Origin of the sequence: uncultured Streptococcus sp. (assembly GCF_963521865.1) — a bacterium.
In the GTDB taxonomy this organism is placed as follows: Bacteria; Bacillota; Bacilli; order Lactobacillales; family Streptococcaceae; genus Streptococcus.
The window spans coordinates 19,379-40,810 of sequence record NZ_CAUQWY010000014.1; the positions used below are offsets into that span (position 1 = coordinate 19,379).

21 protein-coding genes and 1 pseudogene are annotated in these 21,432 nt (G+C 37.4%); 7 read left to right on the top strand and 15 right to left on the bottom strand.

Features of this window, described 5'->3' with window-relative positions:
• Window positions 1-159 precede the first annotated feature (159 nt).
• The 6 genes and pseudogenes from RWO85_RS05275 to RWO85_RS05300 all read right to left on the bottom strand — a co-directional run bounded on the left by RWO85_RS05275 (window position 160) and on the right by RWO85_RS05300 (window position 5,386).
• Complete coding sequence (locus RWO85_RS05275; protein ID WP_314414489.1) at window positions 160-1,671, bottom strand: ABC transporter ATP-binding protein; 1,512 nt, start codon at window positions 1,669-1,671, stop codon at window positions 160-162.
• Window positions 1,672-1,686: 15 nt separating this feature from the next.
• A complete protein-coding gene (locus RWO85_RS05280) occupies window positions 1,687-2,007 on the bottom strand; it encodes an SPASM domain-containing protein (protein WP_314414518.1) in 321 nt (106 codons plus the stop codon).
• Window positions 2,008-2,074: 67 nt separating this feature from the next.
• Window positions 2,075-2,950 (bottom strand): helix-turn-helix domain-containing protein, encoded by an 876-nt coding sequence (locus RWO85_RS05285; RefSeq protein WP_314414490.1) that lies wholly within the window; start codon window positions 2,948-2,950, stop codon window positions 2,075-2,077.
• A 292-nt stretch (window positions 2,951-3,242) separates the two neighbouring features.
• Window positions 3,243-3,360, bottom strand: a pseudogene (locus RWO85_RS10385) (XRE family transcriptional regulator); the annotation flags it as partial.
• 381 nt (window positions 3,361-3,741) lie between these two features.
• On the bottom strand, window positions 3,742-4,716 hold the full coding sequence (locus tag RWO85_RS05295; RefSeq protein WP_314414492.1) for a sensor histidine kinase: 975 nt from the start codon (window positions 4,714-4,716) through the stop codon (window positions 3,742-3,744).
• Window positions 4,709-5,386 (bottom strand): response regulator transcription factor, encoded by a 678-nt coding sequence (locus RWO85_RS05300; RefSeq protein ID WP_050074198.1) that lies wholly within the window; start codon window positions 5,384-5,386, stop codon window positions 4,709-4,711. Before RWO85_RS05300 ends, RWO85_RS05295 begins: the two co-directional genes overlap by 8 nt.
• A gap of 155 nt (window positions 5,387-5,541) precedes the next feature.
• Between RWO85_RS05300 and RWO85_RS05305 the strand changes: the two genes are divergently transcribed.
• Window positions 5,542-6,615: a DUF2974 domain-containing protein gene (locus RWO85_RS05305; RefSeq protein ID WP_314414494.1), complete on the top strand. Its 1,074-nt coding sequence runs from the start codon at window positions 5,542-5,544 to the stop codon at window positions 6,613-6,615.
• A gap of 57 nt (window positions 6,616-6,672) precedes the next feature.
• Here the strand turns inward: RWO85_RS05305 and RWO85_RS05310 are convergent, their stop codons facing one another.
• Together RWO85_RS05310 and RWO85_RS05315 are read right to left on the bottom strand one after the other, a co-directional pair.
• The gene (locus tag RWO85_RS05310) at window positions 6,673-7,110 is read right to left on the bottom strand and encodes an Rrf2 family transcriptional regulator (protein ID WP_001166796.1); all 438 of its coding nucleotides are present in this window, start codon (window positions 7,108-7,110) and stop codon (window positions 6,673-6,675) included.
• Between the two features lie 75 nt (window positions 7,111-7,185).
• Complete coding sequence (locus RWO85_RS05315; protein ID WP_268707468.1) at window positions 7,186-8,028, bottom strand: metallophosphoesterase; 843 nt, start codon at window positions 8,026-8,028, stop codon at window positions 7,186-7,188.
• A gap of 111 nt (window positions 8,029-8,139) precedes the next feature.
• Between RWO85_RS05315 and RWO85_RS05320 the strand changes: the two genes are divergently transcribed.
• From RWO85_RS05320 to RWO85_RS05335, 4 genes are all read left to right on the top strand, one after another.
• Entirely contained in the window at window positions 8,140-8,790 is a 651-nt protein-coding gene (locus RWO85_RS05320) for a metal-dependent transcriptional regulator (RefSeq protein ID WP_314414495.1), read from the top strand.
• A 117-nt stretch (window positions 8,791-8,907) separates the two neighbouring features.
• Complete coding sequence (locus tag RWO85_RS05325) at window positions 8,908-9,618, top strand: nicotinamide mononucleotide transporter (RefSeq protein ID WP_173277945.1); 711 nt, start codon at window positions 8,908-8,910, stop codon at window positions 9,616-9,618.
• 119 nt (window positions 9,619-9,737) lie between these two features.
• Complete coding sequence (locus RWO85_RS05330) at window positions 9,738-10,151, top strand: hypothetical protein (RefSeq protein WP_314414496.1); 414 nt, start codon at window positions 9,738-9,740, stop codon at window positions 10,149-10,151.
• A gap of 18 nt (window positions 10,152-10,169) precedes the next feature.
• A complete protein-coding gene (locus RWO85_RS05335; RefSeq protein ID WP_314414497.1) occupies window positions 10,170-10,583 on the top strand; it encodes a hypothetical protein in 414 nt (137 codons plus the stop codon).
• A gap of 38 nt (window positions 10,584-10,621) precedes the next feature.
• On the opposite strand, the gene dtd is transcribed toward RWO85_RS05335, so the two are convergent.
• From dtd to RWO85_RS05360, 5 genes are all read right to left on the bottom strand, one after another.
• Window positions 10,622-11,065, bottom strand: coding sequence for a D-aminoacyl-tRNA deacylase (dtd, locus tag RWO85_RS05340; RefSeq protein WP_314414498.1), 444 nt, complete (start codon window positions 11,063-11,065; stop codon window positions 10,622-10,624).
• Between the two features lie 29 nt (window positions 11,066-11,094).
• Entirely contained in the window at window positions 11,095-13,317 is a 2,223-nt protein-coding gene (locus tag RWO85_RS05345; RefSeq protein ID WP_314414500.1) for a bifunctional (p)ppGpp synthetase/guanosine-3',5'-bis(diphosphate) 3'-pyrophosphohydrolase, read from the bottom strand.
• A 488-nt stretch (window positions 13,318-13,805) separates the two neighbouring features.
• Window positions 13,806-14,648 carry a hypothetical protein gene (locus RWO85_RS05350; protein WP_314414502.1) on the bottom strand — a complete coding sequence of 281 codons (843 nt, stop codon included), beginning with the start codon at window positions 14,646-14,648 and terminating at the stop codon, window positions 13,806-13,808.
• Window positions 14,649-14,652: 4 nt separating this feature from the next.
• Window positions 14,653-15,879, bottom strand: coding sequence for an MFS transporter (locus RWO85_RS05355; RefSeq protein ID WP_314414504.1), 1,227 nt, complete (start codon window positions 15,877-15,879; stop codon window positions 14,653-14,655).
• Window positions 15,860-16,711, bottom strand: coding sequence for an aspartyl protease family protein (locus RWO85_RS05360; RefSeq protein WP_314414506.1), 852 nt, complete (start codon window positions 16,709-16,711; stop codon window positions 15,860-15,862). The genes RWO85_RS05355 and RWO85_RS05360 overlap by 20 nt, the downstream gene beginning before the upstream one ends.
• Before the next feature lie 549 nt (window positions 16,712-17,260).
• Between RWO85_RS05360 and RWO85_RS05365 the strand changes: the two genes are divergently transcribed.
• The gene (locus RWO85_RS05365) at window positions 17,261-17,488 is read left to right on the top strand and encodes a hypothetical protein (protein ID WP_313970275.1); all 228 of its coding nucleotides are present in this window, start codon (window positions 17,261-17,263) and stop codon (window positions 17,486-17,488) included.
• Between the two features lie 123 nt (window positions 17,489-17,611).
• Window positions 17,612-18,241, top strand: coding sequence for an MBL fold metallo-hydrolase (locus tag RWO85_RS05370; RefSeq protein WP_314414507.1), 630 nt, complete (start codon window positions 17,612-17,614; stop codon window positions 18,239-18,241).
• Window positions 18,242-18,536: 295 nt separating this feature from the next.
• On the opposite strand, the gene RWO85_RS05375 is transcribed toward RWO85_RS05370, so the two are convergent.
• Entirely contained in the window at window positions 18,537-21,065 is a 2,529-nt protein-coding gene (locus RWO85_RS05375) for an LPXTG cell wall anchor domain-containing protein (protein WP_314414509.1), read from the bottom strand.
• Between the two features lie 56 nt (window positions 21,066-21,121).
• On the bottom strand, window positions 21,122-21,277 hold the full coding sequence (locus RWO85_RS05380; protein ID WP_314414510.1) for a hypothetical protein: 156 nt from the start codon (window positions 21,275-21,277) through the stop codon (window positions 21,122-21,124).
• Between the last annotated feature and the right edge of the window lie 155 nt (window positions 21,278-21,432).

The following is a 21,432-nucleotide window of genomic DNA, read 5'->3' on the forward strand; positions in this document are numbered from 1 at the left end:
CATTATATCAAAAATGTTACAGTCTTTCTCCGAAGAAATCTATCAATTGAACAGATAGAGAAAGCAAGAAATTTTAGATTCCTTATTAGAAAAAGAAAAACCGGTATCTCCTCTGAAAGTGAACTCCTGATACTATGCGTTTTATTCTTTATAATTTAGCTATTTCAAAATTACAAGTTCTCCATTCTTAATTTCCCAAACTTGGTCAAACTTACTTAATAATTCGTTTTGGCGATGTAAAGTAACAATGACGGCACTTGGTAGTTCCAGAACTCTTTCCAATTCCATTTTAAACTGATTAGTATCCAAGGCAGAGAAAGGTTCGTCTAGGATAAGCAATGGATTTTTACGATTTTTCTCACGATTTAAATACATTCGTTGTTGCTGACCACCTGACAGGGATTGTGGTGGAATTTTTTCAAAATCTTCTTCTCTGAATTTTTCATTGAAACTATTGAATAGCGTTACATTATTTTCATAACTCGAAATAAATGTATGTTCTTGTTGCAGAATCATACCGAATCTTCCCCAAAGATGGTCCAAAACAAGCCCATCTAGCACAATTTGTCCTTCAAAATCTTCATCTGTTCCATTTAAAATGTTGAGAAGACTACTTTTTCCAGACCCATTATTACCAATAAGCGCAATTTTATCCCCTTTTTGAATCGTAGCGGAAGTAATTATCAATTTTGATTCTCCCAGTTGTTTGGAAATGTTTTTCAAAGTAATCGTATCAAAAGAATGTTGAGGTGCTTGAACTGAAACGGGTCTCCCAACAATGTTTTGAAAACTCTTGATTACAGGCTTTACAGACTCTAACATTTGTAAATCATAAAGGATTTCCTGTATTGGCTCAGAAAAAGCATTAATATATCCGAAACTCGCCACTACCTCAGGAATACCGAGTTGCTGGTGAGATAGAGAGTAGGCTAAATAAATAAACAGAACAAGACTAATGAATTCAAAAGAAACACCTGTCAATAAGAGGCCTGTAATTTTTGTCAAACCATACTTAAAATACTTATCCTGCAAATTCTTTAGAGAACTCTTTTGTTGATTCAAAAAATGCGACACAGTTAGTTTATTTACCAAATGATGTCCCATGAGCAAATCCTCCAAAGTTCGATAGTAATCTCCTTGTTTTTTCAAGTAAACCTGTCTACGATTAGCGGTCAACTTCCCAACGATTTTAGGAATTTGAATACTAATTCCAGTGGAAAAGATTAAAATCAGTGATACAATAGGATTAATTGTTCTGCTAATAATGAAAGCGTAAATGATGATACGTAAAATTTGTTTGATAAAACTCATCAATGGAGGAAGGTAATCCTTTTCCAACGAATCTAGGTCATTAGATTGATAGGAAATATACTCTGCTACTGTTTTCTGCTTGAAATCGTGGTGACTGAGTCCCAGAAGTGAACGAAACCACTCATTTTTCAAAGTAGTCGAAAAGATAATCCCCTGCTTCCAATCAAGTATCATTTGGATATAGTTACAACTCAAATAGCCTGCCACTGACATAGAGTAACCATATAGAGCTACTTGATAATCCCCTTTGATTAATGCCTGCGTGAAATACGGTAACAAAGCTGTGCAGATATTCGATATTGCACCAAAAAGAAAATTAAAGAAGAGATACCATCTAATAGTTTTAAGATACGGTAGCATATACGATACTCCTTGCTAATGCTGTTTTTTACATATCGAAGAGCAATCTCTACTATTCCCTGTTTCAGATAGTGCGATACCAGGACATTGAGTGCAATAATTGGCAATCACACAAGTACTGCAGTTGTTACTATCATTCAAAGTATAATTTGCTAGTTTGTAAAATATAGGTCTATCCCATATTTCTTTGATAGAGGTAAAATGAATATTTCCAATACTTCCATTATAAAGAGAACAAGACTGAACTGCACCTAGATATGTTGTAAAAAGAGATAACTGTACTGAACTACAAGTTAGAAAACTTCCTGATTTATCAATAAAATTAACACCATTAATTCAATATCTTTTTATAAAGACAGTATATCACTTTATAAATTCAATTATTTTTCGTCCCACATCTGCACTATATACCATTATTTAAATATGACTCTAATATTTTTCTTAAATGCTCATCGTATCGGTTAGCAAGTTTTTCACATTCTGCTACACGCATAAAACCAATTATTTTTCTCATTTTTAATATTGACTGTGTTGTCTGATTTTTCTTAAATTCGTAAAAAGCACATGCATATTTAAAAATTAACCGTTCATAAATCTCAGATTCATCAAAATAAAACTGAGAAATTTTTTTCTCAAAGTATTTTGCATCCACAAGATGATCTCTTTCAATACAAATAATAAGTGCATTTAGAACCATACTAGCAATCACTCTTCTATAGCTTGGTATATCGTGATAAAACTCTGTTCTATGCAACATCTCTTTTGATAATAGTAGAAAAGTAGCATGATTAAAAATATACACGATATTTCCAAATAACAAAATTTCAAACACACCCCAATAATCCACACCGAACAAATAATCAGTTATTCTTTTTATATCCGTGTCATTGGAATAGTCTTCTTTTGATAATTCTTGAAGTTTGATTTTTAAAAAAATTATTTCCATCTCAGAAAAAAGAGATGAATTATTATTTTCCATGCGTTTAGTCAATAATTTATGTAATTTTGCCACATTTCGATTAAGGAAACATTGTTTAACTTCATCTATTGTTTGGTAGAAACGATCTCTTTTAAAATCATTAGTTGCATACATGAATTCTTCAATAGGGACATTTATTTGTTCAAGTGCTATCAGAAATTTTGTAATAGTCAGATCTGTCTCGCCTTTTTCAAATCGGGATAACTGTGAACGTGATATCCCTTTGTTTTCTATATCTCTAAGAGAAATTTTCCTTGATTCTCTAAATACCTTATATGTCTCTCCGAATTTCTTTAACATAGTACACCTCCGTTAGCAAATATGGGACAACTTCAAAATAAACTTTCCTATGTGATAAAATGTAATTAAATTATACCATATAATTAAGTTAAGCGATGTTTGTTCAAGGAGTTTTTGCATGAATATTCAAGCAAAAAATTCATGGTGGTTTGACTGGAAATCATTATAATTATTACCTTATATTTACCACTTTGCTGTATCCAACTAAAAAAGTAACTGAAAATCTTGAACAGTTACTTTTTTAGTTTATGAGTACTTTATATATAAGAGTTAACTTTATCATCCCTTTCTCCACAATATCGACATAGAATACATTGAATTTCTGACAAATGGTATCTATCAATTCCGTTAAAATTGGATTCCTAGCAACTAAGGTTATTGTGTGAAATACCTACAATACGTACAAATTCTTGGAAGCAGTTCTATATCAGTTACACAAATCTATATGCACCTATCTCATTCAAAACAAAAAGAAAACCGCAGTTCTTTCAATCCTGTATCAGCGATTCATTCTGAAATCGAACAGGAGATATTTCCCAAGTCTACAATTCACTTCATCTCAAATTAATTTTTGTAATTCAACCTTAGTTTATAGATTTTATACTCAACAAAATTATAAAATCTATAAAACTTCACTTTGAAGCAGTATTTATACTATATCCGTATTAAAAATACTATTATTCGTTTTGTAAAAAACAGTCTTCAAATATCCTGAAATATAGCAAAAAGAGATTGGGTAAAAACTCAATTCCTGGAAAAAATGAGTTTTAACTCAACCTCATTGTCTATTCTCACTCAAGGACTAGGTTCACTTGAGCAAAATGAATCCGTACTGTCGTTCCTTTTCCAACCTCAGACTCAATGCGAATCTGGTGACCCAGTTCTTCAGAAATTTTCTTAGATAGGTAAAGTCCAAGTCCAGATGACTGCTGGGTTAGGCGTCCATTATATCCTGAGAAACCACGTTCAAAGACTCGGAGGACATCACTGTTTTTTATCCCGATTCCCGTATCCTTGATACAAAGCTCCTGCCCCTCCATATAAATCTCCAGACCACCTTCCTTGGTGTACTTGAGACTGTTTGAGATGATTTGCTCAATAACCACTAGCAGCCACTTTCTATCCGTCACGATTTCTTTATCAAGGTCATGTAGATTGACATTTAAGCCTTTTTGAATAAAGAACAGAGCATATTTACGAATTATTTCCTTGACCAAATCCTCAATTTGAATCTGCTTTAAGACCAAATCATCATGGAAACTTTCTAAACGCAGGTACTGTAAAACTAGATTGGTATAGGAGTCAATCTTGAAAATTTCCTGTTCTAATTGCTGCTTCAGTTGGCGGTCGACCACTTCTGCAACTAAGAGTTGACTGGCTGCAATGGGGGTCTTTATCTGGTGGACCCACAAGGTATAATAATCCAGCAAATCCGTCAGTTTTCTTTCTGCGTCAGACCTCTGCTGATAGAGTTCCATCTCACGCGCTTCTAATTTTTCTGCTAAAGCCCTTTCCAAAGGAGACTTGGCTTCCCTCTCCCCATAGAGAAGTTCCTGACGATAAACCTGCATTTCTACCAATATGTCCCAAGTGAAAAATAAGATGGTTACAAAGCAACACAAGAGGAAAAAATAGAGAAAGTAAATTCCCAAACTGGCAAATAAAAACTGAAAGAGCAAAACCAGAAACGTCAAAGAAAGCAGGTAGACAAACAGACGACTACGGGAGCGCAGATAGGCTAGAAAAAATTGTTTCCAATCAAGCATGCTTCAATCCGTACCCTATCCCTTTCTTGGTCTCAATAAATCCTACCAAGCCCTGCTCTTCCAATTTTTTACGCAAACGAGCTACATTAACTGAGAGAGTATTATCATCAATGAAAAAGTCACTGTTCCAAAGTTCCCGCATCAGGTCGTCACGCGCTACAATATTTCCTGCGTGTTCAAATAAAACGCGTAAAATCTGGAATTCATTCTTGGTTAAATTCAAGACTTGGCCTTGATAATGTAAATCCATGGATTTAGTATTAAGGATAACACCAGCATATTCCAGTAAACTCTCGTCTCGTCCAAACTCATAGGAACGGCGCAACAAGCCCTGAACCTTGGCTAAAAGAACCTGCTGGTCAAAAGGCTTGGTCACAAAGTCATCCGCCCCCATATTGATTGCCATAACGATATCCATAGCCTGATCTCTCGAAGACAGAAACATAATAGGTACCTTGGAAATCTTGCGAATCTCCTGACACCAGTGATAGCCATTAAACAAAGGCAGACCAATATCCATGAGAACCAGATGAGGCTCCGACTGGACAAATAGACTCAAAACTTCCATAAAGTCTTCTACCAGAACCACTTCAAATCCCCATTCAGAGAGCATTTTCCCGACCTGTTGACGAATGACCAAATCATCTTCTACTAATAAAATCTTGTGCATGCGCTCCTCCTTTTCTATTATTATAACAGATTTTTCCATGCTAGAAGGCCTGAAACTGAATTTGACATAGCTTGTTTTTAACCAACATAGTGAGGCAAGCCTAGTAGCTAATTTAAGGGAAATTTGATAAGATAAATAAAAAGAAAGGAGCTCTTATGGCCAATATTTTTGACTATCTGAAAGATGTCGCATACGATTCTTATTACGACCTTCCTTTAAATGAATTAGACATTCTAGCCTTAACAGAAGCCACCTACCTCTCCTTTGATAATCTGGTCTCCGCAAGTCCTCAGCGACTTTTAGACCTGGCTCCTCAGGTTCCAAGGGAGCCCAACATGTTGAGCAGCAAAAATCGCCTCCAGCTATTAGATGAACTAGCTCAACACAAACGCTTCAAAAATTGCAAACTCTCCCATTTTATCAACGACATCAACCCTGAACTGCAAAAACAATTTGCGGCTATGACCTACCGTCTCACTCTCGATACCTATCTGATTGTCTTTCGAGGGACAGATGACAGTATCATTGGCTGGAAGGAAGATTTCCACCTGACCTATATGAAGGAAATTCCTGCTCAAAAACACGCTCTCCAGTATTTACAGGATTTTTTTGCTCAAAATCCTAAGCAAAAGGCCATTCTGGCTGGGCATTCCAAGGGAGGAAATTTAGCCATCTATGCGGCTAGTCAAATTGAGCAAAACTTGCAAGATCAAATCACAGCAGTTTATACCTTTGATGCGCCTGGTCTCCACAAAGAACTGACACAAACTGAGGGCTATCAAAGGATAATGGATAGAACCAAGGTCTTCATTCCACAAGGTTCCATCATCGGTATGATGTTGGAAATTCCGGCCCACCAAATCATCGTGCACAGTACTGCCTTGGGTGGTATCGCCCAGCACGATACCTTTAGTTGGCAGATTGAGGACAAACACTTCGTCCAGCTGGATAAGACCAACAGTGATAGCCAACAAGTCGACACAACCTTCAAGGAGTGGGTGGCTACAGTCCCTGACGAGGAACTCCAGCTCTACTTCGACCTCTTCTTTGGCACCATTCTAGATGCTGGGATTAGCTCCATCAATGACTTGTCTTCCTTAAAGGCGCTTGAACACATTCGTCATCTCGTCGTCCAAGCGCAATCCCTCACTCCAAAAGAAAGAGAAACCATGGGACGCCTTACCCAGTTATTGATTGATACCCGTTACCAAGCTTGGAAGAATAGATAAAAAGCTTATGAAAAGGTAAAAAACTTCTCATAAGCTTTTCTTGTTTTAAAGAAAAAATTACTCCTTCATCTGACTCTCTGCATCGGCCACGACTTGTTCTAGACTGGTCTGACCAAGTTCAGCCTCCATAGCCAGTTGGATTCTCTCCAATTTTTGATCCAAAACATCATGAATATGAGCTCCAACTGGGCAATTTGGATTTGGATTGTCATGGAAACTGAAGAGTTGACCTGTTTTACCAAGACACTCAACTGCTTGATAAACATCTAAAAGACTAATATCCTTGAGATCTTTGACAATCTCTGTTCCCCCTGTTCCGCGCGCGACTGAAATCAGTTCTGCCTTCTTCAACTGGGACAAGGTCTTTCTGATAATGACAGGATTGACCCCGACACTAGCAGCCAGAAAATCACTGGTTACCTTGCTTTCCTTCCCCTTGAGGGCAATGATTATCAGCATATGAGTCGCAATGGTAAATCTACTTGGAATTTGCATCCTCTTCTCCTTTTTACGAGGCTAGCCTGCCTCTACTCTTCTTTTTCTTTTATTATACCCTTTTTAGTTGTAATGTCAATCATTACCACCTTTTAGCCAGGCATCTAATTCCCTATCATAGCCCTCTTTCTGGGCCAATTCTCTCAGAAATTCCTGATGATGAGTATGGTGGATACCATTGACCAGACTTTCATAGTAAACCTCAAAATAGGGAAGTTTGAGGTCTTTAGCTAGCTGCAATTCAGCTGCCACATCGTAGTCTACTCGTCGGAAGTCCATATCTACCAAGCCCTTGTCATCAAACTCTAAAATCATATACTGGGCTCGCAAGTCCTTCCGCAACTGGGCATCTAGAAAGAAAGGCTGGCCAATTGAACCTGGATTGACAATCAATTGCCCACCAGTCCCGTAACGAAGCAACTGCTGGTGAATATGTCCATAAACAGCAATATCACAAGGCGGATTGGTCACCAAGCGGTCAAAATCCTCTTGCGCTCCAGTATGAATCAACTCTCGCCCCCAGTTCTTATCAGGAAGATGGTGGCTAATTCCCACCGTCAAATCCCCAAACTGACGATGAATCTGGAGAGGTTGATTGTGAAGCAGTTCAATTTCTTCTAGGGAAATTTCCTCTAAAACATACTGGCACTGGCGCAAGAGATAGCGTTGACTGGGACGAGTACTATCCAATTCCTTACGGACACCGTGCCACAGACTATCTTCCCAGTTTCCCAAAACTCTAGCCGTAATCGGTAGTTGAGCCAACAAGTCCAAAATCCTTCTACGCCCTGTCCCTGGCATGAGAATATCTCCCAGAAGCCAGTATTCATCCACTCCTAGCTGCCGAGTATCTGCCAAAACAGCCTCCAAGGCGGTGGTATTTCCATGAATATCTGAAAGAAGAGCTATTTTCGTCATATTCATCTCCTCGTTTTTTCTCTTGCAATAAGTATAACATAAAAAGTCACAGCTAGAGAAATCTAGCTTTTTTTGATATACTAGATAAAGAGATTAGACAAGAGGAAACGAATGACCCCGAATAAAGAAGATTATCTAAAATGTATTTATGAAATTGGCACAGACCTACATAAAATCACCAACAAGGAAATTGCGGCTCGTATGCAAGTATCTCCCCCTGCCGTAACTGAAATGATTAAACGGATGAAAAGTGAAAATCTCATCCTCAAGGACAAGGAATGTGGCTATCTACTGACTGACCTTGGACTTAAACTGGTCTCTGAACTCTACCGTAAACACCGCTTGATTGAAGTTTTTCTAGTTCATCATTTAGACTATACGAGTGACCAGATTCACGAGGAAGCTGAGGTATTGGAACATACTGTCTCTGACCTATTCGTGGAGAGACTGGAAAAATTGCTTGGATTCCCCAAAACCTGCCCTCACGGAGGAACTATTCCTGCCAAGGGAGAACTCCTGGTTGAAATCAATAACCTGCCACTAGCTGACATCAAGGAAGCTGGCGCCTACCGCCTGACTCGTGTGCACGATAGTTTTGACATTCTCCATTATCTGGATAAGCACTCACTTCACATCGGTGATCCTCTCCAAGTCAAGCAGTTTGATGGCTTCAGCAATACTTTCACTATCCTCAGTAACGAAGAGGATTTACAAGTAGGTATGGACATTGCCAAACAACTCTACGTCGAGAAAATCGACTAATTTTTCAAGTACCCAACCAACCCTGAAAGTTTTATTTTCAGGGTTTTATTTCTATCATTTGATTTTACTTTCATTTAGTTGTAGAATATTTGTAAAAAAAGAAAGATATTTTAATATATGAAAAAATCACTAAAAATTTTTGCGACATCCAAATGGTTTGACCTCTTCGGGGTTGCTTTGGTCGTTGGGATTGCGATTGCATCTGGTTACCTCAACTCACGTCTCGATAAATTCGTAGACTGGGGACCATGGACTGCTCTTGTTCCTTTTGGATTGATTTCCGTAACCAACGTTGGGATTTCCATGTTGTCCACTCGTTTCACGGGAAAATTAAGCAAATGGGGAAATTACTTTGGTATTGTCAATACGATTTTGTCTGGTACCATTGATTATATCCTTGGAAATAAGGCGGCCATTATCACCTATCCTGTCACCTTCCTCATTTACACCTTTGCTATTAAGAAATGGGAAGCTTCGCAAGAAGGCAGACCCAACCAAATGAGCCAAAAACAGCTAAAATTGGCGGCCATCATCATTTCAATCATCGCCTTCCTCTTTGCCTTTGTGACCAACTATATCGGCTATGGAGGAAAGATGAATCTCCTTGCCTACGTGACAACTATTGCCTTTGCACTGTCCCTCATTGCCAATGCTTTGAACGCATTGAAACTAACAACTCAGTGGGGCTTTTGGTTGATTTATAATTTCGTTCAGCTGACAAAGGCTGGCATTCAAGGAAACTTTGCCAATATCGGTAAATACATCTTTTATATCCTCAATGCAATCGGAGCTTTATTTGTCTGGAATGATGAAGAAGTGGAACAATAGGAGGAAACTCAAATAAAGAAATCTAATAGAATCTCCTTACTAAAATTTTTTATCATTTTACTTGTAACTCCCATTCTTTTGGAGTAGAATGAAGCTAGATAGAAGAGGGAGGTCATCTTATGAAAAATCTCTTTAGAATCCATTTTACAGCAATTGCAGTCATCGATTTGCTACTACTTGCATTTTTTACCACTAGACCCGAGACAGCTTTAGAATGGCTCTTGCTCTCTGGTTTTATTTTCCTCCTTGCTCAAGGACTACTGCTATTTCGCTTGGTCGATCGACTCAAAAAACATTTCTCTGAGATTTATCCTCAAATCAATAAAATGATTCGCTTCTACTATTTAGGGGTTCTCTCCATTGATTTTCTATTTTTTGTCCTTTTAACCTTCGTTAGTTCTCAGCGTTCTCCCTCTCTTATGCCAATCATCACTGCTTGTCATTCTACTTTATATTATAGGACGGCGGACTACCTAAGAGAAAACTATCCAGATTTTTACAACAAACACATCTCTTTATGGGAGTGTCTCTAAGGAGAAGGAGGTTTTAGCATGAAAAAAATCATCTACATCAAAACCATTCAACTTCTTGTCATTGATGGAATAATGCTGGCATTTTTGACATTTAAAGAGAGACTTACTTGGGACTGGATTTTAATTTATAGCGGTTGGCTCATTTTCTTTCATCCTGTGCTATTGACCTATCTTTCTACCCAGCTTTGTGACCACTTTAGTCAACTCTATTCCCAGATTAGACCGAGATTCTGGCGTTTTGCCTTACAAATTCTCCTCTGGGATAGCCTGATGATTCTCTCCTTGATATGTTTAAGTGATATTCCACTTTTCCTCCAAGGAGCTATACTCATCCTAGGTCATCTCATCCCTTCCTATCGCATAAGCCAAAGCCTGAAAAGAGACTTCCTAAAGGCCTATCAGGAACAGATTTCATTTTGGAGTATTTTGTAATAGATAAGAAAGACCAAGCCCAGTCGGCTTGGTCTTTCTTATCTATTTTTAGTATCAAGGATAATGGTGACTGGTCCGTCATTGACCAGCTCAACCTGCATATCCGCTCCAAAGATACCTGTCTGAACAGGCACTTCTTGTGCTAATTTTTGATTGAAAGCATCATAGAAGTCCGATGCCATATCAAGTTTGGCTGCACCTATGAAGGCTGGACGATTGCCTTTCTTAGTATCCGCAAAGAGGGTAAACTGAGAAATAGAGAGGATTTCTCCTTCAATATCTTTGACAGACAGGTTCATCTTGCCTTCTACGTCTGAAAAAATCCGCATATTGACCAGTTTTCTCACAGCATAGTCCAAATCTTCCTCTTGGTCCTCTGGTCCAACACCAACCAGCAATAAGAGGCCCTGATTGATTTTCCCCTGCACCTGACCTTGAATACTGACTTGGGCTTTTTTAACCCGTTGGATAATGATTTTCATAATAGCCTTTCTAGTAAGAGCTAGGCCAATTAGCCGTTGGTCCGTTTAACAGAGTAAACTTCTGGCACACTCTTAATCTTATCGACAACCGTGGTCAGCGTCGAGAGGTTAGCAATGCCAAAGGATACATGGATATTAGCAAACTTCATATCCTTAGTTGGTTGGGCATTGACCGTTGAAATATTCTTGGTTGTGTTTGAAAGAACTTGCAGTACATCATTCAACAGTCCTGTACGGTTGAGGCCATAGATGTCGATATGAGCCATATACTCCTTATTTGAGCTAGAGTACTGGTCTTCCCATTCCACATCAAGAAGGCGTTGCTCGTAGTTTTCTTGGGCACGCAGATTCATACAGTCCACACGGTGAATAGCCACACCACGCCCCTTAGTGATATAGCCAACAATATCATCACCAGGAACAGGATTACAGCACTTGGCAATCCGCACGAGGAGACCTGATGCACCTTCAATGACCACACCACCCTCATGCTTGACCTTGAGGGTTTCTTTATTTTCAACCTTGACCTCGCCACCTTTGACAAGTTCTTCTGCCTCCGCCTTGGCCTTGGCACGTTCTTCCTCACGGCGTTCCTTTTCAGTCAGACGGTTAAAGACAGTAATAGCTCCGATTTCGCCAAAACCAATGGCCGCAAAGAGGGATTCTTCTGTCTTGTAGCTGGTCTTTTGTAGAACTTGGTCCATGTGGCGCTTGTCCATAAATTTATTAGCCACATAGCCATTTTCTTGGAACTGGGCCATCAGTATTTCACGACCCTTGTTGACTGACAATTCCTTATCTTGATTTTTAAAGAACTGACGAATCTTGTTACGCGCCTTGCTGGTCTTGACCATATTGAGCCAGTCACGACTCGGTCCAAAGGAGTTGGGGTTGGTAACAATTTCAACCTGATCCCCTGTCTTGAGCTTGGTTGTCAGCGGAACCATACGACCATTGACCTTGGCACCAGTTGCTTTTTCCCCGACTTTTGTATGGATTTCATAGGCAAAGTCAATCGGTCCTGAATCTTTTGGAAGGGAACGGACAGCACCATCTGGGGTAAAGACGTAAATTTCCTCAGCCAGATAGTTTTCCTTGACAGAGTCCACAAATTCCTTGGCATCATCAGCCTGATCTTGGAGCTCCATCATCTCCTTGATCCAGTTCATTCCAATAGCAGATTCCTTGCTGTTAACCTGCCCCTTAATGCCTTTCTTATAAGCCCAGTGAGCCGCAACCCCGTACTCAGCAACCTCGTGCATGGCTTTAGTTCGAATCTGAAACTCAATCGGTCCTTTTGGCCCATAGACAGTCGTATGGATAGACTGGTAACCATTGGCCTTGCGATTAGCGATATAGTCTTTAAAGCGACCAGGCATGGGTTTCCAAAGCTCATGAACGTAACCAAGCATGGCATAAACATCACTTTGGGTATCCAAAATACAACGAATGGCAATCAGGTCATAGATTTCCTCAAACCGTTTTCTCTTATCCTGCATTTTGCGGAAAATAGAGTAAATATGCTTGGGACGACCGTAAATTTTCCCTTTTAAGTGACGATCCGTCGTATACTCCTCTAATTTTGTGACTACCTCATCCACCAAGGCTTCACGCTCTCTGCGCTTTTCCTTCATCATATGGGTAATCTTGTAAAACTCCGTTGGGTTGAGATAACGGAAAGATAGGTCTTCCAATTCCCATTTGACGCTAGAAATCCCCAGACGGTGAGCAAGAGGTGCATAGATTTCCATAGTTTCTTTGGAAATACGCTCCTGCTTGTCTCTTCGAAGATGTTTCAGAGTTCGCATATTATGCAAGCGGTCAGACAGTTTGACCAAGATAACACGGATGTCCTCAGACATGGCCATGAGCATCTTGCGGTGGTTTTCAGCCAACTGCTCTTCGTGAGACTTGTACTTGACCTTACCGAGCTTGGTAACTCCATCGACAATCACACGCACATCAGGACCAAACTCTCTTTCCAAATCATCCAAGGTCGCATCTGTATCTTCCACCACGTCATGCAAGAAACCACAGGCAACCGTTACGGCATCTAGCTTGAGTTTGGCTAAAATACCTGCCACTTGGATAGGGTGAATAATGTAGGGTTCGCCAGATTTCCGATATTGACCACTATGGCATTCAACGGCGTAAACCAAGGCTTTATGTACAAAAGCAACATCTTCTTTTGATAAATATTTTTGCGTTAAAGCGACAACCTCATCGCCTGTTAAATTCACTTCTTTTGGCATCTCTACTCTCCAATTCTTCCTACCATTTTATCACTTTTTTAAGAATATGAAAACTAGATAGCCACGATTCCCTGTCTTAGTTGTGATTCGAATGTGATAATGTCTTAACTAGTTTGAACACAAAAATATCCCAGTTGATAGACAATACTAGAATTTCATTTTATAGGGGGCGAAGCTGTCATCAAATGAAACATCCTAACACCTCTATTGTATGTGCATTTTATTTTCAGGAACAATAGATGTCTAGCTCCATTACAGAACTTTCAACCTCAATTATTCATACTTGACATAAAAACCAAGCAGGATTCTTACATCAGCGTAGATTCTGCTTGATTTAACATCGATTCTGACTAATTTTTATCTTATGTATGAATAATTGGTGTTCAAAGAAACACTGCTTTCCTCAGGTTTGTCTGGGGAAGGCAGTGGTTTTTTGAAATAAGCGCCTAGATTGTTTATCGGAAGAATTATCAAACATCTCTTTCATTTCAGTTTATATATTTCTCGCAAATAGTTAAATAGAAGTTGATGTAATTTTTCCAGTAGGTAAACTCAAGTGAGAGACTATTTAGAGAATTTTCGAAGGCTTGTTTGGATTCTAATAACAATTCTCTAAATAAAGCTTGATCATAGGTTGGTAGTGTTTCATCACTGTATTTCATAAGAAACCTATTTACATAAATATTAAATTGTTTATTTTTATAATCTTGTTGAAAATCTTCAAGATCATCTAATATCTGTCTACCATAAGCAAAATAGTCATGAGATGCATATAATTCTTCTAAAATAGCCTGCTCTTTAGGGAAGTTTGAACTACTTTGAAAGACTTTTAAAGCTATTTTAGCAAATGAATATTTATCGTAAGCGTATTGTCTTTCTTCTTCAAGAGGAAGTATTTGATTGTATCGATAGCAATATTTTTCTTTGTATAGACCTGTTAAGGTCTTACATATATTCTCTGTAACATCGGGATGAATTTCATTACTTAAAAACATCATATTTTTTGAATATTGTTCTAACAGGATTAATAAATCAATCGGTTCTTCGACTTTTTGAGAGTCATATATCTTGTCCAATATAAATAAAGATGTAAAGTGATTATGAGAGAATGGAATTAATGCTTTCAGATTTTGATCTGATAATTGAAATTCTTTTCTAAATAATAATGGATACAATGAATAAAGTGATATAGATTGTATATTGTCTATTTGATTGAAGAAAGGCATATGTGAAAGAGTTGATGTCTTAAGGCTAGTGGTAATTAACTCATAATATATATTCCATTCTGAATTTGTAATGTCGAGGATTTGTTGCACATCATTAATTTTCATCATTTTACTCCAATTCATCATTTGTGAGATTAATTTTAAAAATCCAAGGAAATACAAAGAGAAGCAAGAGTAGCACGAGACCTGAGAGAGTGAAAATAGAGGCCACGTTCATTGTATCAAATAAGAATCCAAAGAGTAACATGCTTATTGGTAAAAATGCCTGTGTTAAAGCATTTAAGACAGCAAAAACTCTACCTTGAAATTCTTGTGGAATTTTGAGAATTGACCAACTAGAAATTAGTATATTGCATATTGTAATTGATAAACCAATTACAAGAAAATAAATAATGAGAATAGCAATCCAGCTACTTTTGGACAAATGTAAGATTAATAATAATCCCAGTAAGCAGGTTGCGAACGCAACCATAGCAATGGCATATCTAGCAATATTCAAATTACTTTTCGTACTCATTTTCGAAGCAATAACTGATCCTAATAAGAGTCCAAAAGCTAAGACACTGTCGTTCAATGCATAAGATTGATTGGATAAAGCCAACTCTTTAATTTGAAGAAATGGGAGACCAACATTTACTATTCCAAGTATGAAATTAATCATAAGAACAAAAATTAATCCAAAAACAATTTTTTTATATCTAAAAATAAACTGGAAACCTTCTTTAGACATTGTGAGTATGCTTGAGTCATCTTCTGAACTTTCTTTTACCTTATGATGAAATTCAACTTTCCAATAGATTACTAGGACTAAAAATTCTATAAAAAATTCAATTAGCATGATACTAGATAATGAAATTTTGTCGAAAAGAGCAACTGCTATTATTGGAGATAAAATCATACTAGCAGCTTGAATTAATTGTAATTGAGAGCGAAATGATTGAACATTTTCCTCTCCTACTAACCCAATAGTAGCAGCATTTAGGGTAGTTGATAAAAACTGATCTGAAATTTTAAGTAAAATAAGTAAGACTATAATCTGAGTGTAATGGGATGTGATGTGAGTGTCACTTAGTATAAAGAACAGTAGAGCGATACAACTGACGGTCTGAGAAGTTTTTATAATAAAATTTTTATTGTATTTATCTATAATACTTCCTAAAAAAGGAAGGAGTAAAACTGCTACTATAGGTCCAATTATTTGAGAGAGGCTATATAAAAATACAGAATCTAAGTTTCTTAATATATAAAGACCAAGGATAAAGGAAAGTATAGTACTTCCAAATTGTCCCAACGAATTTCCGATGAGTAATTGTGTTTTAAGGTGTTTTTTTCTCACTAATGGCAATCCTTTCTTTTGAATTGATAAAATAAATGGTGTAACCTTGTAAGCTATCAGTTCCGAGCTTTACTTTCCATTGAAAATTAAAGGATCGGATAGATATGTTTTTAACGAAGAGTTTTCCTCCGCTAAATGTAAAAAGTAAGTGGTCTACTTTTGAAATTTTATTCAATGAAAAACCATTTATTCCTAAAACAAAGTTCATGCTCCGTTTTACACTTTTTTCACTGAGTCTAAAATCATCAGAAATAAAGGAGTTATTGGCACCTAAATCTAGCAAGGTGTGGTAAGAATCACCGTTGTAATCTAATAAAATAACTGCTTGTTTTTTTGATATTATCGGAATACTTGCGACAGATTTTGGTGGTTGGATAGAACCTATATAAAAATATTTATTTTTAAAATCAATAGCAAAGTCAAAACGCTGTAGAATATCCCATCCAAGTACACCATCAATGGATAAATAATAAAACATTACATTTCTATCCTTAATCAGAAATTCAGTATTTGAGATAATTTCATTATCGATTTTAATTTCTGGTATAAAATATGCATGTTGAATGATTTTATTTTTACCAACCCCTTTTACGAGGATTTTATTTGATAACTCTATTTGAAAGTTTTTTAAGTCTTTATTAGGAGCTAAGAAACTTTTTTCTGATCCGGTGTCAACTAAAAATGTATAGTATTGTTCAGAGATTTTAATTTTAATTGTAACTAATTTATTTTTATAAGAGAATTTCATAATAAACAAATCTAAAAATTTAGAGCTTTGATTATTCAAAGCTCTAAATACTATATTACCACTTGATTTTGATAGTAACTTCACCAAGTGATTCGATTTCAACCACAGAAGAATCAACTGAGAAATCAGTTAAAAGTTCGGCTTTTCCCATTAAATCTTCTTTATTAGATTTCATAATTTTTAACCTACTTAAATTAATAACCTTATTATAAAACACTTTTATTCTTTTGTCAATAATTTTTTGAAAATTTAGACAAAATTATAAACGAATGATTGTTACCTAGTTTCACTTTAAAGTTAGCTTTCAAATTTTAATAACAAAATCTCATAAAAATAATTCAGAATTGATTGATAATTCTGAATTATTAGTCTATAATATATTAAGAAGTTAGATTTTAAACTTAGGTGATAGAAGGAGAGATAGAAGAACGGAAACCATATTGTAACCGAAAGACTTTCTGACTTCCCCAATTCCATTGAAGATACGAAAGATAAACGGTGGAACTCGTGTCACATACACTGGTACCTTGACTGGATTTTGGAATTAAAATCCTCAAGATACTTTCTTTTATCCTTTAGTTTATAAGGAGAACACCTATGAAAAAAACTGCTATTTCTATCTTTGCTCTCCTAGTGTTAGGAGTTAGCTGCCTGTTCCTATTCAGCCAGCAAAGTTATAAAAAAACAGTCGTTCAATACTATGCTAACGACCAGAACCTGCCCAATAGGATAACTTATAGTGAATATAGCGATAAACGAGAAGCCAACTACGGTGGCACTCTAAACATCACATCTATCAAACAAGCTAATGACGGAGTTTATGCAACCTATGAAGGGCAATTGACACCTCTCCAATATTGATAAATTGATAACCAGCCTGTCTTCATCCAGTCATGCTGGTTTTTAAGTTCATTTTAAATCCTTACTTATTCTTCCTAACTGTGCTATACTTAATTTAGTACATTCTTTGAGATTGGAGCCAATATGAAAATCCATAAAACCGTGAATCCTGTTGCCTATGAAAACACCTATTACCTAGAAGGCGAAAAGCACCTCATCGTAGTAGATCCTGGCAGCCATTGGGAAGCCATTCATCAGACCATCGAGAAAATCAACAAACCGATCTGCGCCATTCTATTGACCCACGCCCATTATGACCATATCATGAGTCTGGACTTGGTGCGCGAGACTTTTGGCAATCCTCCTGTCTATATCGCAGAGAGCGAAGCTAGCTGGCTCTATACTCCTATCGATAACCTCTCTGGTCTCCCTCGTCATGATGATATGGCAGATGTGGTCGCAAAACCTGCTGAACACACCTTTGTCTTTCATAAGGAATATCAACTGGAGGAATTTCGTTTCACTGTCTTGCCAACACCAGGTCACTCTATCGGCGGCGTTTCTATCGTCTTTCCTGATGCTCACCTAGTCTTGACAGGAGATGCTCTTTTCCGTGAAACCATCGGACGAACGGATCTTCCGACTGGTAGCATGGAACAACTCCTTCACAGTATCCAGACCCAACTCTTCACCCTACCAAACTACGATGTTTATCCAGGACATGGTCCAGCTACGACTATTGCTCATGAAAAAACTTTCAATCCTTTTTTCTAGTCAGCTGATGATTATGTATATCACAATTTAAGTAAACTATAGCAGTTTGAAATTAGAATAGTACAACATGACTTCTAATTCATTTTTATAAATTACTTTCAATTTTCCAATCGATTTGTTCAGATTTTATTTCATCTCACTATATTTATACTATTTTAAAATTATAAAAACGCATAATATCAAGTGTAGAAAGTTCGATATTATGCGTTTTATCATGAAAAGATTTTCTAAATTATCTCCTCAAATTGATTTTTTCACAGTCTAAAATAATTGATAGATAAACTATGAATTGGAGTTATTCTGACTCCTTACGAAAGCTAAATAATCCAGCAGTTAGAGTTAACATTCCAAATAGGGTGGCGAGAATTGAGTTATTTTCTCCAGTATTTGGCAAAGTCTTAGCTACTTGTTTCGAAATAGTTTCAGTCTTAGTTGCTAACGGCTCAGCTTGAGTTTTTGTACTATTTACGTCATTTCCTTTTTGTTCCGTATTATTACTATTTACAACTGGAACAGGAGTTGTACTACCTCCGTTATCACGGCTTGCGGCAACTTTGAAAGTCACAGCATAGATACTAAAGTGATTGGTTTCAAAAGTCACCTTATCGGCATTTTGTTTGAAATCAAGCGCAAACAAGCTGCCGTTTTGATTCACGTAGTAAACATTTTCCACTGGCTGGTTTGCCAACACGCTAACCGTAACCCAGCCGTTTGGCTGAATAGCCTTGCCTCTCGCGTCATAGAGATGAATGTCGAAGGCCTTGTATTTTTTTGATTCAAGTGAATTCGACTTAGTTTCTTCTACCCTGATATATCTGACATTTTTGAGTGTTGCTTCTGAACCATATACTTGAACGCTTCCAGCTTCGCTCGAAAGAACACGAGTATTGTTTGGGATGGCTGGATTAAGCGTAGGCGTTACGGGAGTTGTCGGTGTTATTGGAGCAACTGGTGTAACTGGATTTACAGGATTTTCACTTGGCTTCTCAGCTGGTTTTTCGGTGTGGTTCTTAAATAAGAAAACGTAAGTTTGATAAACTTCTGCGTATAAACCAAAATCTCCCTCGCTTCTTCCTCTCTCATTTAGCTGATAACGGTGATAAAGTGGTGTTAACTGCCTATTTTTTGAAAATTGATAGACTTCCACGTCATTGTCTTCTTTTTTAGTGCGGAAAACCATGTAACCTTGACCTGTGATGTTAGTGTTTTTGTTTAGTTCAACATGTCCTGTTTTTCCATCAAAAATACCTGTATAAATTGTATACGCTTCATAGTTTCTACCTTCCAATTCTGGAATTTTCACTCGAATCGGATACATATACATATGGCTTTTCAACATTTCTTCACGAGAAAATTCCCTCCCATTTTCTTCGATCCACCTATTCCCGCCACCTATAAAGTAAGCTAATCTTGGTTTGTTATTGATAAAATCTTTTTCAGCAGTCCATATTCCACTGAAAGTTTCCTTCATATCACTGATAGGAAGTGGTGCTACAATATCAGCGTAGGTAACAACAGGGTGTTCATGAACGCTTCCGTCACGTAGAGGCCATCTTCTCACTGGTTTTCTGTTATTTTCCTGCGGTTGCTCTGCAGGTTTCACTTCTGGTTTTGCTGGATTAGCAGGTTGTAGTTGCTCTGCTGGTTTAACTTCTGGTTGAGGGTTTTCTGCTGGTTTTGGAGTTGGAACAGATGTTTCAGCAGGTTTATTTTCAACCGGCTCGTTCTCAGATGGTTTTGGCTGCACGGTTGATTCAACTGTCTCCGCTGGTTTCGAAATTTCAGCAGGTTTTTCCGTTTCCACTGGTTGCGGATCTTTCGGTTTTTCTTCTACTGGTTTATTTTTAGTGTAAACAAAATAGTAGCGAAAAAGATTATCTCCTTTACCATTTTTGTAGCCAGAACCACGCAAAGCATAGGCTGCATCATAGCTAACTCTGACAACTTTTGGATCTGGATCAATATCTGGATGGTCTGCAGCTGATTTTACGACGTGGCTAAAAGTGTAGTCGGAGAATTTTTTTGCTGTTAGTATTCCGTCTGCACTATCTTTATTATGTCTATTCCATCTAGACCAGACTTCCACTCGTTTTGGACTATCAATCCTTGATTCAGTAGTGTATCCATGTTCCTTGACACGATCAGCATCTAAGAAATCTGCTTGGATTTCATATGTTCGAATACTTACATCTGATAATGCTGGCACTGCTCCAGGAGGTGCTCCTGGGATTGGTTTATGGAGCAGTTCATCTATATCAACTCCGTCGACAGCCCAAAGCTCCTTGTTAGCCTCAGATATCAGTTTATTGTACTCTTCTTGAGTCTTAGCTGCTCCCTTCTTGTATGCCAAATCTTCCGCCACCATCCTCTTCATCTCTTCAGAATCTGTTATAGGTTGTTCTGGTTCAGGCGTTATGATTGGTAGACCTGGCTCAGGTAGCTGATTGGTTGGATCGACGTTGTATTTTTTCTCGATCTCAGCATTTTTCTTGTCCTCTGCGATAGCCTCATCTGTTCCGTTTGCAAGAATGTTGCCCTCGGTCGAAGGTTTTTCGACAGGAGCGGGCTCTTCTACTGGCTTTTCAGCAGGTTTTGAAACTTCTTTGTCTAGCTTTGGTTTTGGTTTAGCGATTGGGTCGAGCATACTGAAATCAACCCAGCTACCATTAGGTTTTGGCGCAGGTATTGGTTGAGCAGTATTAGGTTTAACAGCAGCATTTGGTTGCGGCGCAACGTTTTCCTCGGCATGCACCAAAGTTGGCACTACAGCACTAAGAGTGACAGCAGAAAAGGTAACAATACCTAGTTTAGTGAGTTTATTCATAATTTTTCCTCCTCAGGAATATAAAATTGCCTTTTTAGGCTTATAAAATGACAAAATCAACTTCCTTTCAAGACCACAAAAGCAAAATTTTGAGTCAACTCATTATCTAAACATTTAATGTTCTTGATAGAAGCTTTAAATGAACGTTCATCCATTAACTGAACAATACAGCTATTACATATCTTAATAATTTTTAAATTTTTTGTTGCCAAAAACTAGCTACCTCCTTTAGAGATAGGGAACTAAGTGTATCGTGTAACGACCGTTAAACGATACACAAAAAAATACCAGTCTAATACAGGTTAAAAACACTGTTAAACTCGCATTTTTTAAAATATTCATATTGTTGTTTTGACTGTTTTATCAA

Coding starts and splice junctions, on each gene's coding strand:
- RWO85_RS05325 (WP_173277945.1), top strand. CDS start 8,908: ATGAAAAAATCACTAAAAATTTTTGCGACATCCAAATGGTTTGACCTC.
- RWO85_RS05275 (WP_314414489.1), bottom strand. CDS start 1,671: ATGCTACCGTATCTTAAAACTATTAGATGGTATCTCTTCTTTAATTTT.
- RWO85_RS05285 (WP_314414490.1), bottom strand. CDS start 2,950: ATGTTAAAGAAATTCGGAGAGACATATAAGGTATTTAGAGAATCAAGG.
- RWO85_RS05330 (WP_314414496.1), top strand. CDS start 9,738: ATGAAAAATCTCTTTAGAATCCATTTTACAGCAATTGCAGTCATCGAT.
- RWO85_RS05295 (WP_314414492.1), bottom strand. CDS start 4,716: ATGCTTGATTGGAAACAATTTTTTCTAGCCTATCTGCGCTCCCGTAGT.
- RWO85_RS05375 (WP_314414509.1), bottom strand. CDS start 21,065: ATGAATAAACTCACTAAACTAGGTATTGTTACCTTTTCTGCTGTCACT.
- RWO85_RS05310 (WP_001166796.1), bottom strand. CDS start 7,110: ATGCAAATTCCAAGTAGATTTACCATTGCGACTCATATGCTGATAATC.
- RWO85_RS05320 (WP_314414495.1), top strand. CDS start 8,140: ATGACCCCGAATAAAGAAGATTATCTAAAATGTATTTATGAAATTGGC.
- RWO85_RS05315 (WP_268707468.1), bottom strand. CDS start 8,028: ATGACGAAAATAGCTCTTCTTTCAGATATTCATGGAAATACCACCGCC.
- RWO85_RS05300 (WP_050074198.1), bottom strand. CDS start 5,386: ATGCACAAGATTTTATTAGTAGAAGATGATTTGGTCATTCGTCAACAG.
- RWO85_RS05335 (WP_314414497.1), top strand. CDS start 10,170: ATGAAAAAAATCATCTACATCAAAACCATTCAACTTCTTGTCATTGAT.
- RWO85_RS05345 (WP_314414500.1), bottom strand. CDS start 13,317: ATGCCAAAAGAAGTGAATTTAACAGGCGATGAGGTTGTCGCTTTAACG.
- RWO85_RS05305 (WP_314414494.1), top strand. CDS start 5,542: ATGGCCAATATTTTTGACTATCTGAAAGATGTCGCATACGATTCTTAT.
- RWO85_RS05370 (WP_314414507.1), top strand. CDS start 17,612: ATGAAAATCCATAAAACCGTGAATCCTGTTGCCTATGAAAACACCTAT.
- RWO85_RS05350 (WP_314414502.1), bottom strand. CDS start 14,648: ATGAAAATTAATGATGTGCAACAAATCCTCGACATTACAAATTCAGAA.
- dtd (WP_314414498.1), bottom strand. CDS start 11,065: ATGAAAATCATTATCCAACGGGTTAAAAAAGCCCAAGTCAGTATTCAA.